Source organism: Pseudoalteromonas sp. 31A1, assembly GCF_011378815.1.
GTDB classification, from domain to species: domain Bacteria; phylum Pseudomonadota; class Gammaproteobacteria; order Enterobacterales; family Alteromonadaceae; genus Pseudoalteromonas; species Pseudoalteromonas arctica.
This window is the reverse complement of record NZ_WTKY01000006.1, coordinates 1-15,289: the sequence shown is the minus strand read 5'-3', so window position 1 is coordinate 15,289 and position 15,289 is coordinate 1. Positions and strand designations below refer to the sequence as shown.

The window sequence follows — 15,289 nt, the reverse complement described above, 5'->3', positions numbered from 1 at the left end:
GCTCTAATTTTATTCTCAGAAATTCACTATTCTTATATACCTTATTTAAGGTTTGATTAATTTTTAAGAATATTTTGATAAATAAAATTATTTATCACCTTCAGGTAATGCGTAGGTTCTCTTAAGCGACTCTTAAGTGTTGTTACATAGCATGGCGTTGTTATTTTAAACGAGCCTAAATATGAACGTAACTAGCCAAACACCAACACAAAAAAAGCCAAATCGTAGTAAACGGTTTTACATTCACTGTAGTGCAAACGCCTTTGTAGTGATGATTGCCTGTTATTACTGCTTAGTTATAAACATTCCTTTTATTCAAGGTTCGTTTAGTGCCATCACCTCCCTTGCTTCTTTTTCATGGCTGTTTTTACTTTCAGTGCCTCTGCTTTTGCTATGCCTTTTAATTATTTTCTTTTCGATAGTGTCGGTTAGGTGGTTACTAAAGCCACTTAATTACCTTTTACTGATAATTTCGAGTGCCGTGCTTTACGGCTCATTAAATTACGGCGTCGTGTTTGACTATTCAATGATTCAAAACACATTCGAAACGGATTCAAGCGAAGCGCTGAGCTATTTAAATCCACAGCTCATAGGCTTTTTACTGCTATTTTGTGCGCTACCTGTTTTTATATTAAGCAAAGTAAAAATACACTTTACTCGCCCCCATCAAGAAGCGATTAGTCGTATAAAACTTATTGTAGCGTGCTGCTCACTAATTGCTTTAGTGGTCGTAAACTTTTACGCCGACTATGCAGCTACTGGCCGTAATAACCGCATTTTGAAAAAAGAAATTATTCCGTTTCAATACCTCTCTAGCGGTTATAAATATATGCGCGATCAGCTGCTGTATACCAATATAGAATTTAAAAATATAGATGCAACACCCACTCTTATTGCGCCTAACACCACCAGCGTAACCGTTATGGTTGTTGGCGAAACCGCACGAGCAGAAAACTTTGCTTATCAAGGTTATAAGCGCAACACAAATTCTTACACACAAAAGTACAATGTGACGTATTTTAATAATGTGGCGTCTTGTGGCACCGCTACTGCTGTGTCTGTGCCGTGTATGTTTTCACTGCAAACACAAGATAACTTTGATCGATTAGCAGCCGACAACCAACAAAACCTGATTGACTTAGCACAACAAGCTGGCAGCGATGTATTGTGGGTTGATAATAACAGCGGCTGTAAAAACGTATGCCCTCGTGTTGTTAACATTGATATCCCAACCACCCCATCAGCGCTTTGCGATGGGAAATATTGTTTTGATGAAGCACTCCTTGCTCCACTTAAACGCAAACTCGCTAATTTAAGCCAAGCTAACACCGTTCTTGTCCTACATATGATGGGCTCACACGGGCCAACTTACTTTAAACGCTACCCAGATAAGTTTAAGCAATTTACGCCTACGTGCGATAGAAGCGACATTCAAAACTGCTCACTCGATGAATTAGTTAATACCTACGACAACACAATTGCGTACAGCGACTTTGTTAACGCCCAAGTAATTGAGCAATTAAAAGCACTGCCAAACAACATAGATAAGCAGTTTTTATATGTCTCTGACCATGGTGAATCACTTGGCGAAGCCGGTGCTTATTTGCATGGTTTTCCGTATAGCTTTGCCCCAAGTACACAAACACATGTCCCCCTTTATATGTGGGCTGATGAGCATAACCAGCGCATTACTAATACCTGTTTAGCTAATTTAGACACCCGCGCTGCGCGCTCACACAACAATATTTTTCACACCCTTCTAAATTTAATTGGCATTAAGAGCAAAACATATCAGGCATCGCTTGATTTACTTGCTAGCTGCCAAACAACACCAAGCGAAATACAATTATGAGCAATAAAACCGTTATAAAACGCCAAGGCTTAATGCGCCTTATTTTTACCTTAAGCCATTCTTTTAACGGCTTAAAATGGATGAGTCGATTTGAAGCGGCGTTTCAACAAGAGTTAGCACTGTTTTCGTTACTCGGTGTGTTTGTGTGGCTACAAGAAATTGCACTAAGGGATAAATTACTGCTTATAGCCAGCCTGCTTTTTGTATTGTTTGCTGAACTGGTAAATACAGCCGTTGAGGTTGTAGTTGATAGGATTGGCAGCGAATACCATGAGCTTTCGGGTCTTGCTAAAGATATTGCCTCAGCCAGTGTGTTTATAGCCATGCTAATTACTGCTCTTATTTGGTGGGCTGTATTATGGGCTTAACACTTAAAAGTAATAATTTTACAATCAAGCAAGCACTTGGTCCTGTTTGGATTTTTGTTGTATTTACTATTTTGGCACTGAGTTTTTTAACACTTGCCCGCTTTGGTTTGAGTGTTTGGCAAGGTGAGCGTGTATTTGGATCGCATGCGTGGTTGTCTATATTTATAGGTGGTTTAAGGGTAGATATAGCCACTTTAAGCTACATTATTATGCCCGCATTACTACTGACTTTAGTTATGCAAAGCATAGGGTGGCAAAATAAAGTACGCGGCCTAATTAAAATTTACTTAGTGGCTATGTCGGCTTTACTTGTTTTTTTTGAAGTGATTACACCTACATTTATAAACGAATACGATTTACGCCCTAACCGCTTATTTATAGAGTATTTAATTTACCCTAAAGAAGTCTCAAAAATGATTTTTTCGGGCTATAAGTTAGAGGTACTTATTGCTTTTATAGCACTTATTTTAAGCTGTAAATTTGCAAGTAAAGTATTTAGCAATCAATGGCAAAGCAAGTCATCACTAACGAGACTAAACCAATCAATTTTAGCGCTTGTTTTAGTGTGCTTAACTATTTTAGGCGCGCGTAATTCATTAGGGCACAGGCCGCTAAACCCCGCTATGGTCTCGTTCTCTACTGATCACTTACTTAACGATTTAACCCTTAACTCACTTTATAGCGTCGCGTTTGCGGTAAAACAACTCTCTAACGAGCAATCAAGCCAAGAGTATTATGGCAAAATGCCTACCGATGAATTGCTTAGTATTGTACGCAGTAACATGCAAAATACGCAGGCCAAATTTAGCGACTCAGCTGCCCCAACAAATACGTTCCATGAAGCAAGCAATACAGGTAAGCCAAAAAACCTAGTCATTATTTTACAAGAAAGTTTAGGCGCTCGTTACGTAGGCACACTGGGCGGTTTACCGCTTACACCTAATATCGACGCCCTTTATAAACAAGGCTGGGGATTTGATAATTTATATGCAACAGGCACACGCTCGGTACGTGGAATTGAGGCTGTAATTACAGGATTTACACCCACACCATCGCGTGCGGTTGTTAAGCTTGATAAATCACAACGTGACTTTTTTACTATTGCTGACTTTTTAGCGAAGAAAAATTACAACACACAATTTATTTATGGTGGCGAAAGCCACTTTGATAACATGCGCAGCTTCTTTTTAGGCAACGGTTTTAAAAGTATCGTAGATACTAATAACTTTAATAAAATAGATTTTAATGGCTCGTGGGGCGCATCAGACGAAGACTTATACGACCAAGCAGATCTCGAACTCACTAAACTTAAACAACAGAATAAACCATTTTTTAGCCTTATATTTTCAAGCTCTAATCACAGCCCATATGACTTTCCAGACGATAAAATAACGCTGTACGACAAGCAAAAGCAAACCCGAAATAATGCTGCAAAGTATGCCGATTACGCACTAGGTAAGTTTATCGAAAAAGCTAAAAAATCGAGCTACTGGGACGACACTGTATTTATAGTTATTGCAGATCACGATTCACGCGTATCGGGCTCGAGCTTAGTTCCTGTTGATCACTTTAAAATCCCGGCCGTTATTTTTGGTAAAGGCATTCCCCATAAACGCGATGACCAGCTAGCCAGCCAACTCGATATTCCCGTGACTTTACTGTCTTTAATTGGTGCAAGTGGCAAGCACCCTATGATAGGCCATGATTTATCAAAGCCAATTAGCAACAATAAACAACGCGCAATGATGCAATACGACAAAAACTTTGCCTATATGCACGGTAATAAAGTGGTGGTGTTGCAACCACAAAAACCAGCAACCACCTATACGTATAGTAATAATCAGCTTGTACCATGTGAAAACGATGAGCAACTGATTAAAAAAGCTCTCGCCCACGCGAACTTAGGTAACTTAGCTTATACAAACGGTTGGTATCATTAACCAAGTGACTTGATAATAAAGCCTTGTTAAAGTAACAAGGCTATTTTTATAAACCGAGTAAACATGAAAATCCTCGTTATTGAAGACTCCGAAGCACTAAGACGCAGCTTGCAAGTTGGCCTTAGCAACCTTGGCTTTACCGTAGATGAAACCGGTGATGGCTCAGAAGGTTTAAGCATGGCACTGACTGGAAACTACGACCTCCTGGTACTTGATTTAATGCTGCCGAGTGTTGATGGCATGAGTATTTTACAAGCACTACGTAGCAGTAATAGCCAAAGCCGTGTGCTTATTTTATCTGCACGAAGTGAACCTCAAGATAAAATTAACGGCCTTATGAAAGGCGCTGACGACTATTTAACTAAGCCATTTTCGTTTGAAGAACTCCATGCTCGAGTCCTTGCATTGCTTCGCCGTGGTTCACTGCAAAACCAACAAAATACACTGACCGTAGGCGACTGCGTATTAGATCTCTCGCTTAAAACGCTTCATTACAAGCAACATGCCATTGAGCTCACGCGTAATGAATATAAAATAATAGAATGCTTATTTAATACTCCTGAGCGGGTGTTAGGACTAGAGTTTATAAGTGAAGCAGTAGTAGGTCAGTTCGATATGCTCTCTAAAAATGCGCTTGAAGCACACATATCTACTATACGAAAAAAAGTAAGACAGTTTGATGGCGAGCTCCCTATAAAAAACAAACGTGGATTTGGTTATGTCGCAACAACAAAATAAAAGTCACTCAATAAAACGTAAACTGGTTAATAATATTAGCGCGGTACTTTCGGTGATTTTATTCACCATATTTTTAACCGTTGATTTAAGTGTGGATACTTGGGTGGAAGATCAGTTCAATCAGTCTTTAACTAACAAAGCTAACTACTTAAAAACCTTAGTTGAAGATGACAACAACGTGGTTGAATTTGATTTTGCTGGTGAGTTTATGTCGGAGTATGAAGCAGCCGATGCCACGGAGTTTTACCAATTATGGCATGGCCGTGATGTGTTTGAGCGCTCGGACTCATTAGCGCTTTATGAAAATGCTAACCTGCCTTTTTTAGAAATGCCGATAAACGAATCTAAAATTATAGATTACGAGCTTCCTAACGGGCGTGATGGCCGCGCACTTATAAGTCACTTTGTAGCCCAAAAAGACGATAGAAACCCCACCCACTCTGCTGTTTTTAATACCATGACTCTTGCGATTGCAGCGCCCACCTCCGAACTTAATAAAGTACTGATTATTATTGATGTGGTCTTTATTTTAACCTGTGTACTTGGTGTGTTTGGTGTGCGCTATTTAGTGACACGTATTGTAAATAAAGGCCTGCACCCGCTACACAATTTAAACGATCAAATTAAGTTACTCGATATTACCGGTGTTGCGCAAACAATAGAAAGCGACTTTAAAGTAGAAGAAATAGAACCTATACGTAATGAACTAAATAAGTTTATTACCGTTAATCAGCAACTCTATAGTAATGAAAAACGCCTAACAAGCGACATTGCACACGAGCTTAAAACCCCAATAGCTGAACTAATAAGCCTCTCAGAGGTGGCTATTCGCTACCCTGACGATAAACGCATTAGCGACACCTATACCAGTGATGTGCTTAATATTTCACAGCGTATGAAAACGATTGTTAGCAACCTATTACTGTTGCAGCGCTCAAGTAGCAGTGCAATGCAATTAAATGCACAAAATATCATTCTAAATAACCTAGTAAATCAAATTGTTGATGAGCTGACCTTTAAGCACCCAACTATTAAAACGCGTTTAAATAACGAGATAACTGACAAGATTACGCTTAATGCTGACGAATTTAGTTTAAATACCATTTTGTGTAACTTAATCGATAACGCACTATTTTATGGACTCCCTGAGGCACCAATTAAATTAACTGCCGTAAATAACAGCACAAACATGACCATCTCTGTTAGTAACAAAGTAAATAAACCACTAAGTAGTGAACAGCTCACTGCTATTTTTGACCCGCTCTATCAGCTAGATTCATCTAGAACTAATAATCAGCGCCATGGTTTAGGATTATCAATTGTACAGAGCTTATGTAACTTAAATGGCTTTACTATCACGGCCAGTAATACCGAAAGCAATACGTTAACGTTTATATTAACGTTACCTCTGAAGTAAATTTAGGTTAGTATTTACACTACTAACCTTCGAGATTTTAAGGACAAACCATGAATGCTCTTACCCGTATTAGCCACTTTTTTATTGTGGCATTACTTATAACATTTAGCCTTAACAGCTATGCAGCCCCCGCCTTATATAAAATAGAAAAAAATGGCGTCAGCTCTTACTTATTTGGCACTGTACACGTTGGTGATGCCAGCATGAAAGGCTTACCTAAAAATGTAACCGATGCAATTAGCGCAAGCAAAGAAGTCATTGTTGAAGTTGATATAAGCAAACTTACACCACTTGAAATGCAACAGCGCTCAATGCCATTTATGATGCTAAGTGACGGTAAAACATTACAAACTGAGCTTTCAAAGCAAAATTATACCAAGCTAAAAAATTACTTTGCTAAAAAGTCGATTGATATTGCTATGTTTAATGGCTTAAAGCCTTGGGCTGTTATGGTGACTATGATGCAAATTGAATTTCAAAATGCAGGATATTCAGATAAAACCGGCATAGACAAGCAAGTACTTGCTTACGCTAAAGAACATAAAATAAAAATTGGTGAGCTTGAAACTCTAGAGCAACAACTGCAAATGTTTGATGGCATGGCGCTATTAAGCAATGAAATGATTGAAGAAACCTTTGAGCAACTCAGCGATATTAATACTTACTTTATCAAATTAGTTAATGCCTGGAAAAACGGGGATATGGATACACTAACCGATTACTACAACATGAGTTTTGATGACAGTAATTATGGTGAAATTAGCGAGCAAGTAATGCTAACTAACCGCAATAATAATTGGGTTAAACAACTCACACCGCGTTTAGCAAACGAGCAACTATTTATTGCCGTAGGCGCTCTGCATTTACCTGAAAAACACGGGTTACTTAAACAGCTACGAGATAAAGGCTTTAGCGTTACTCGTCTTTAAAATAAAAATGGGTTGAGTGAATTTTCGCTCAACCTTTCTCTGAGCTTTTAATTAAAGTCTTCCATTTTTAAGTAATTCTCTATTCCTTTAATTTTGTCTGCCGCATGATGATTTACATAAATCACAGTACTTGTATTAGCAGCACAAATTTTCTCTATTAGTAGCAGTACACGTTGCCTGTTTGCTTCATCTAATCCTAAGCAAGGTTCATCTAAAATAAGTAACGTTGGATGCTTTACCATAGCTCGTACAATTAAAAGCATACGTTGATCGCCGTACGAAAGCTGGGTGAATGAGATATTTTGCTTATCACTTAAACCAATAAATGCCAGCCACTGTTGAGCAATATTAACTTGTGCGTCGCTCGGCTTTTGATATAAACCTATGCTGTCATAAAAACCAGATATAACAGTATTTAAAGCCGATATACTTACGCGATAATCCATATGTAGCGCGTTAGATATAAAACCAATATGCTGTTTTATATCCCAAATACTCTCCCCTGTCCCACGTTTAAAACCGAACACTTCAATGTCATTGTTATAACACTGTGGGTTATCACCTGTTATTAAATTTAATAGGCATGTTTTACCTGAACCGTTCGCTCCACTAAGCTGCCAATGCTGATGCTTTTTTATAGTCCAATTGAGATTTTTGAATATGCTTACGTCACTATAACTAACTTTAGCATTACTCAATTTAACTAAGGTATTACCAGTGAATGCCTTTTGCTCTTGCTCGGCGTCAGGAGATGGCACATCCAATGAAGTATGATCTAAATGAAGTAGTTTTAGTAAGTCACTTAATTGCTCACTACTTGGCTTTGCTAAAGTATGTAACAAGCAGCCTTGGTTTACATAACCATAGTGAGTAATGAATGAAGGGATTTCGTCTAAGCGGTTTAGCACAAAAACAAAAGTAATCGTGTGGCTAAGCTCTATGAGTATTTTATTAAGTTGCTGGCAAGATTGTACGTCGAGTCCATCAAATGGCTCGTCAAGCACGACTAACTCACTATGGGAGCTGAGTGCTTTAATAAGTAGGAGTTTACGAGTTTCACCCGTTGAAAGGTCTCTAAAATGCCTATTTAGTAATGAGCTAAATTTAAATAATTCTATTAGCTGCGCTAATAATTCATCATTATTACTATGCCCTGTAAAAATAAGGTCTTTAACGAGGCTATGCTTTTCATGCTCTAATTCTTGAGCTAGTAACTGTTTATGCGAATCTGAAGACACGAGCATAAACTTATTAATACTACTTATACGCTTACCACTTTCGCACTTAGCTTCACCAACTAACGCAGCTGTCAGTGCAGATTTACCGGCTCCATTAGCACCTAGAAGCAGCCAATGTTCTCCTAGATTCACTTGCCAATCTAGGTTGCATATGTCGTAACGACTTTTGCCTTGCCCTTGTAAGTAACCATTAAATTGCTCAAGCGTAATTGACTGCACTAACTTTTCCTAATAAACCTTAAAACAGCAAGTTAACGCATATTAAAAGAGCTTAGCAAGCTTGTTATCTGCAAAATTAATTTATTTCACTAGGGCGTGTTGATCTTTGTGGATTGAAATTTGTTCAATCTAAGGGCGATTAAATCGCGGCGCGAGGTTTGTAACCTAGTGGGCTAAGTAAAAACCGAGTAAAGCTTCCGCGTCCTGCTCACGCCCCTTACCTACATCCATGTAGGCAACAAAGAGTTAATCGTCCCTAGAAAGAACCCAATGGGCAGCGCATGTTTGGTATTTATGCTGCGTTATCGCCTATTTATGGGGAATAACCACACTACATAGGCTCTGCCTTGCCTAAAAACCAAACAGTCTGCTGCAAATTCAACTACCAAAGATCAACACGCCCTAGCAACGCTAATACTATTTAATGCGTCTTTAATTGCTTGCTGGCTTATTGGCTTATGAATATGGAGGTTAGCTCCGTATTCATAAACTCGCTCTATATCATTTTGTGAAGTATTTGCTGTTATAACAATAATTGGCATTACTTTATTAAGATCAGAGCGTATTTTTTTAATCGCCTCAAACCCATCCATTACTGGCATATTTAAGTCCATAAAAACAATATCGTATTGATTTTCACTCACCATATCGCACGCGACTTTGCCGTTTTCAGCGCAATCATAGCTTAAACCTAATAAGCTAAGTATGCGGGTCAGTAATATAGTATTTAATGGATTATCTTCAACGACTAAACACTTTAGTTTGTCATTTATTTTACGAGGGTTTGGGAGAGCTTTACTGGCAATTATTGGTAAGTGCAAAGATACCAGCGCCCCATGGGCTTCATTATTTTTGAAGGTAATTTCACCGTGCAACGCCTTTACAACATACTGAACCCGAGTGAGACCTGTTCTTAATCCTTGAAAATGGTTTGTTTGTTTAAATGAGTCAAATTCAAGATCAGTAATCTCTTTCGAAAAACCACAACCAGTATCACTTACAGTGACACAAAGTTCATTATTAAAAAGCTTTGCAGAGACAGTAATTTCACCCTCTGTCGTAAACTTAATAGCGTTACTGATTAATTCTGTAAGCGTATGCTGCAAACGTTGATGATCCAATTTACATACACAATTTAATGATTCATCTAAACAACTAACTAGTTTTAGGCCTTTTTGCTGACAAGCATGCTCGTAAGCCATTAGTACTTTATTACACGACTCTAGAAGGTTTTCATTTTTAAATTGCGGTACCCACTTACCTGTACTTAAAGCTTGCAAGTCCTGCAGTTCATCTAATATGGCTATTAACCTAAGTGCACAGTAATTAGCTTGGGTTTTAACGCTTTGCTGCGTATCAGAAACCTTTAACTCCTCAATAGACGTAATAAGACCCTGTAAAGGAGTTCTAAATTCGTGACTTGCTCTGGCAATAAAATGCTCTTTATTTTGACTCACTTGTTGAGCGAACTCTTTTTGCTTTTGGTATTTAGACAATGCGTTACCTATTTCTTTTTCCATTGGCATAAATACAAACCTTAACTCTACAAGTAGTAAAAACATCGCCATAAGCCAAAATAATAATTCAAGGTTAGATACCCAGTTCAATTTTTGGACAGCTTGCTCTTCAAATAAATTCACTGCATGATCTAGTTGCTTTAATAGCTCTTCAACCTCAGTTACAGAGAATATACGCTTATCTACTTGGCCTTGTTGATAAAGCAAATTTTCCGCTTGCTGGATATATGTTGCAACTTGGGAATCTAGTTTATGAGGAGCTAACGTATATAGCTTAATAAGCTTAGGTGTAAGGTACTGATACTCTCCATTAGCATTTTTTGAAAGTAAGTAATTATGAGTTTTTTTGAATGATACGACTGATGTCTTTAACGCTTTAGTATGCTCAGAAATATTTGTTGCCGATAATAATAACTCATTACTATGCCAAGCTATTTTTTGAGAAAGCATTCTCTGCTTACCAGCCATATTTATTATTTTTGCGTCATATTTTTGCACCGAAAAATAATACTGCATAAGTGATGCTGATGTGCTTATTAATAGTGCTATTGCTATTAATGCCCATCGGTAACGAGTACGGATATTCGCGACAACTTTAAACATACTAAGCCCTGTTTTTGTTTTAAGTGTAGCTCAATTTTTTAGAACTAATAAGCAGCTTAAATAATGATTATTAAATAAAAAAGCCCAACTAAAAAGTTGGGCTAATAAAATAAAACTATTTAACTATCTATTTTCTAAACGGTTATAGTCGAACATTCCATATTCTATCCCACGATATTTTTTAGCTGTATCGTGCAATATATCGCTGTATTGCCAAAACTGTGGATGAGTACGTCGTATACCAAACTTAGATTTCAATGCACCATAATCAGCTTCTATTTGCATCATAGGCAATTGCTCGGCAAAAGCATTTACTTGCTGCTCGTTATTTAAATACCAAATAGCTGCTGGATAATCTCCGATAAACCCAGGAACAATAGTCGCAGTATCTTCATCATAAGCACGTTGGCCATCTTCGTTTAATAAACTAGATATATTGTAGTGCGCATTATGATGAATAATAGTGTAGCCCTTATGGCTATTATCTTCTTGCTTTACAAGTATAAAAGAAAGCTGAGGTAATAAGTTAACCGCTTTTGCTGGCATTTCACTTATTACATTTAACGGCTTTGCCACTTCAGTGTAGTTGTATTTTTCACTTAAAACTGGCGCTAAGGCTTCTTTCATCAAGGTATATAGTTCATGCTGTGGATCATCAGTTTTATAATTGATACCACTTGGCTGACTAAACTCTCGATTATTTTTAAAGAATTTAGATAAGTCTAGTGGTGAATTACGATACCACTGCTTTTTAATTTGATTACGCTTTTCTTCTGGAAGTAACGATAAAAAGTTTTGCTCCCCTTCTAAACGTAAAAAATCCATGTATAGCCGTGTAACCATTTGATGGCCAATATTGCCATACACATCAAAGCCTGCCACGAGCAAATAGTGAATACGTTCAAATAACGCATAATCAAGTATCCACGTGGTTTTAGGCTCTTGACCGATAAAGCCTTTAACAACGGTTGCACTATCAAAGTGGCGGAAGATAGTTAGTGCCGCATTTTTATTATGCCCATCACCTTTCCAAAGTAAGTCGGTTGTAAGATGCTCACCACCTTTAAACATTTCGTTAGCAAGCTCAACTTTTGCCTGTAAATATTTTTTCTCACGAACTGAATACTTAACCCAGCTGGAAATAGGTAATGCATTACTTTCCTCAGCGGCAGGAAGTTCTAAAGCTTCTTCATGCTGCATTAGCATTTCGCCTACAGCAGGCGTAGCAACTTTACTTGGATCAGCAAATGCCACCCAAAAATTATCATTAATTACATTTAACGCAATTTGACCACGACAAACAGGTCCTTTAATAAAGCCCATAATAATCAATTCAGCTTCATCTAGCATAAATTGGTATTTTGAATTAATAGGAATAACTTCAAAAGTTTTAAATGGGTTAGATGCCGATTCTGGTTTATAACTTGGCATTTGCGTAACTGTATAATCTGGTGCAATAAACTGCTCGTATAAGCGCAGTAACTTAGCTTCATTAAGTTCAAGCGGTAAATGCGTTTTAGAAAGTATTGTTGTACGCTCTTGCATAAAGCGATAATAAACACGACTAACTTTAGGATCGTCATATGGACGACGCGTATTTATTAATTTTATTGTTTCACCAGGAGGCGTACTCGAGCGAACTAGTTTAAAAAAACTTTGTGGGTTTTCTGACGTAAAATAAATATGTGCTAAAAACCAATGTTCATAAATATAACGTGCTGATAACTGATACTTTAAGTTATCTTGATTTAAAAATGCTTCCCAGCCCTTTATTTTATTCTGATCATACTTACTTGGTGGCTCAATATGTGACATTTTACCGCCATTTTTAAGCCAGTTCTGTAAATGATTAAACTCTTCGCGCGAAACCCCAGGTAAACCATAAGGCATACCGCCATGAGGTTGCTCGTCAGCTAATCGGTCAAACTCCCCCATTGTTGCACAGGTTTGCGAACGCCCTAATGAAAAATCAAATTCATCATCTAGCACTTCATTAGTTGGTAATTCATAGCTTTGCTTTAACACTAAACTATTAAATAAAACACTTCCCGCTAAGTTTGCTTCTTCACTTTGTACGCGCTCATTTAGCACTGGCGTAAAGTTTTTTTCTCGCCATTGCTGTGTATTGGTTGCATCAAACAATAAACGGCTTGGGGTCGTTGCCAATAAACGAGTTCCATCGTAAACGAGCTCTTTACTCAAACCTCGATCAATACCTTCAGGGGATGAGAGCTTAAGCTGGCAAGGTGCATCGTAACAACCATGGCAAACGACGCAGCGGGTATCGAGTACTGGTTTTACGTTTTGTAAAAAATCAGCTCCAGCAAGGGTAGAATGTGGAACGATACGTTCTTGCGCTTGTTCAGGGCCAAATAAATCATCGTAATGTGCATTACCTAAGTAAGCACAGCCACTAAGGATAATTAATACGAATGTACTTATTATTATTTTTTTCATTCGTCCTCGTCACCTAAATCGAAGGTAGGCATCATATCCATTTGAGGGGAAACGAATGTTTTTTGACCTTCAGTATTCAAAACAATACTTAAAAGAGGCCCATGCGTTAATGTTATCTGCGCATCATGCTCTTGCTCTAATATACTTAAATACAGAGAATCAGTTATAAGCAACTCATAACCGCTAACGGTAATAGCTACACTGCTATCTTCACTTGGATTTTGGCAAATTTGAGCAAGTAACTCATCATCAAGTCCAATTGATATTTCAAAATCAGGCTGCTCTAAATCTCTATTACTTAATGATTCATCTAATAGAAATAAAGGAAGGGTTAAATTGCTATTTTGTTCAAATTCCATTGCGTTCTCTGCACTTTCTGACGATTTAATTGGCGAGTATTATAACAAACTAGCGAGTAAATTAACGCTAAAGCTAATGTAACTGTTTAAACGTCATCTATAACAGATTCGATCACCGAAAATACACCACCTTGAGGATCGCATATAACACTAAAACGACCAACATCGGGGATATCTGTTGCAGGAACACATACTTGTCCACCTAAGCTAGCGGCTTTATTTACTGCCGTATCGCAGCTCTCTACTGCAAAATAAATCATCCAATGAGCAGGAATATCTTCAGGCCAGTCGCTTGTCATCTCAAGCATACCGGCAATTGGCTGTCCATCAACCAAAAATAAAGTGTAGTTCATACCTTCCATTGGCTTTATTTCACTTTCCCAGCCTAGTAAAGCACAGTAAAAATCTCTACTTACTTTACTATTTCTGGTTGCTAACTCATGCCAATAAGGCGTGTTTAATTCACCTAAGTACTTACAACCTTTATGCTCATTGCCTTGCCATAGTGCAACAGTGGCACCTACAGGATCTTTTAGCATCAACATTCGTCCTGCATTCATAACATCATGAGGACCGGCAATAACTTCAGCACCTAGTTCTTTAGCTTTTAGCGCACAATCATCAACATTGTCGACGGCAATGTAAGCCAACCAATGACTTGGGATCCCTTCACTAATTTGCTCTTTAGGCATTTCATACATAGCGGCTATATCACCACCTTGCTTTTGTAGCATGGTGTAATATATGTCCTCCCCAATAGGTTGATCGTCATACCCCCAATCAAATAATGATGTATAAAACGCCTTACCATCTTTCCAATTATGCGTACAAAGTTCTGACCAACAAAAAATGCCATGTGGATGATTATCAATTTCACTCATTATTAAACCCTTATTATTCTATTTTTATCTAAACGAGCTCTGTCACATTTTATAAACTACATAATTGAACAGATCATAAATTGAGATTAGAGCAATAACTAAGCGGAGTCGATAAAAGAAGGGCAAGAATTCGTTATTCAGTTGTTTCATATATGAGATTTTTAACGCAGTTAGCGTCAGATTTAATCCCTCAAATTGATTAAATATTATTGCTGATCGATATAAATGATTTACTAAGAAGTCCTTCGCTCTAGAGGAATCCCTAAATCACTTTTTTGCAGACGTAAAAAAGCCCGAATCATTAGATTCAGACGCTCTACAATATAAAGTCGGTACGCTACGCAGTATATCAGCGTCGGGAGTCGCTGCACTCGCCCGCCCTACGAGCTAGGTGTTGATGTGAGTGTGTGTTAATTGCGCGCATTTCACTTTTCTACAGACGTAAAAAAGCCCGAATCGTTAGATTCGGGCTTTCTACAATTTGAAGCCTGGTAATGTCCTACTTTCACATAGCAAATGCTACACTATCATCGGCGCTGTTTCGTTTCACTACTGAGTTCGGCATGGAATCAGGTGGGTCCAAAACGCTATTGTCACCAAGCAAATTTGGGCGTTAATTCGTATCGCTACAAACTAACTGAATTTGGAAAATATCTGATAATATTTTTTAAGTCTTTCAGTAAATATCTACTTTAGTCATATTAACTTCTGTCTAAACTGTCGCATAAAACGCGTTTGGCGTTGTATGGTTAAGCCTCACGGGTAATTAGT

Annotated in this window: 11 protein-coding genes and 1 rRNA gene; 6 read left to right on the top strand and 6 right to left on the bottom strand. The window is 37.9% G+C overall.

The window, feature by feature from the left end; translation table 11 throughout:
* Positions 1–181: 181 nt before the first annotated feature.
* The 6 genes from GQR52_RS07975 to GQR52_RS07950 all read left to right on the top strand — a co-directional run bounded on the left by GQR52_RS07975 (position 182) and on the right by GQR52_RS07950 (position 7,244).
* A complete protein-coding gene (locus GQR52_RS07975; protein WP_165728085.1) occupies positions 182–1,852 on the top strand; it encodes a phosphoethanolamine--lipid A transferase in 1,671 nt (556 codons plus the stop codon).
* On the top strand, positions 1,849–2,220 hold the full coding sequence (locus GQR52_RS07970; protein WP_165728084.1) for a diacylglycerol kinase: 372 nt from the start codon (positions 1,849–1,851) through the stop codon (positions 2,218–2,220). Before GQR52_RS07975 ends, GQR52_RS07970 begins: the two co-directional genes overlap by 4 nt.
* Positions 2,211–4,160 carry an LTA synthase family protein gene (locus GQR52_RS07965; RefSeq protein ID WP_165728083.1) on the top strand — a complete coding sequence of 650 codons (1,950 nt, stop codon included), beginning with the start codon at positions 2,211–2,213 and terminating at the stop codon, positions 4,158–4,160. Before GQR52_RS07970 ends, GQR52_RS07965 begins: the two co-directional genes overlap by 10 nt.
* A gap of 63 nt (positions 4,161–4,223) precedes the next feature.
* Positions 4,224–4,898: a response regulator transcription factor gene (locus GQR52_RS07960; protein WP_165728082.1), complete on the top strand. Its 675-nt coding sequence runs from the start codon at positions 4,224–4,226 to the stop codon at positions 4,896–4,898.
* Positions 4,879–6,315: a HAMP domain-containing sensor histidine kinase gene (locus tag GQR52_RS07955; protein WP_165728081.1), complete on the top strand. Its 1,437-nt coding sequence runs from the start codon at positions 4,879–4,881 to the stop codon at positions 6,313–6,315. Before GQR52_RS07960 ends, GQR52_RS07955 begins: the two co-directional genes overlap by 20 nt.
* A gap of 50 nt (positions 6,316–6,365) precedes the next feature.
* On the top strand, positions 6,366–7,244 hold the full coding sequence (locus tag GQR52_RS07950) for a TraB/GumN family protein (RefSeq protein ID WP_165728080.1): 879 nt from the start codon (positions 6,366–6,368) through the stop codon (positions 7,242–7,244).
* A gap of 47 nt (positions 7,245–7,291) precedes the next feature.
* Here GQR52_RS07950 and GQR52_RS07945 read toward each other — a convergent pair whose 3' ends face one another.
* The 6 genes from GQR52_RS07945 to rrf all read right to left on the bottom strand — a co-directional run bounded on the left by GQR52_RS07945 (position 7,292) and on the right by rrf (position 15,119).
* Positions 7,292–8,701, bottom strand: coding sequence for an ATP-binding cassette domain-containing protein (locus tag GQR52_RS07945; protein WP_165728079.1), 1,410 nt, complete (start codon positions 8,699–8,701; stop codon positions 7,292–7,294).
* A 392-nt stretch (positions 8,702–9,093) separates the two neighbouring features.
* Positions 9,094–10,821: a response regulator gene (locus tag GQR52_RS07940; RefSeq protein WP_165728078.1), complete on the bottom strand. Its 1,728-nt coding sequence runs from the start codon at positions 10,819–10,821 to the stop codon at positions 9,094–9,096.
* Between the two features lie 123 nt (positions 10,822–10,944).
* Positions 10,945–13,278, bottom strand: coding sequence for a fatty acid cis/trans isomerase (locus tag GQR52_RS07935; RefSeq protein WP_165728077.1), 2,334 nt, complete (start codon positions 13,276–13,278; stop codon positions 10,945–10,947).
* Positions 13,275–13,637 (bottom strand): hypothetical protein, encoded by a 363-nt coding sequence (locus tag GQR52_RS07930; protein WP_165728076.1) that lies wholly within the window; start codon positions 13,635–13,637, stop codon positions 13,275–13,277. The genes GQR52_RS07935 and GQR52_RS07930 overlap by 4 nt, the downstream gene beginning before the upstream one ends.
* Positions 13,638–13,723: 86 nt before the next feature.
* A complete protein-coding gene (locus GQR52_RS07925) occupies positions 13,724–14,518 on the bottom strand; it encodes a VOC family protein (protein ID WP_165728075.1) in 795 nt (264 codons plus the stop codon).
* Positions 14,519–15,004: 486 nt separating this feature from the next.
* A 5S ribosomal RNA gene (gene rrf, locus GQR52_RS07920) occupies positions 15,005–15,119 on the bottom strand.
* Positions 15,120–15,289 lie beyond the last annotated feature (170 nt).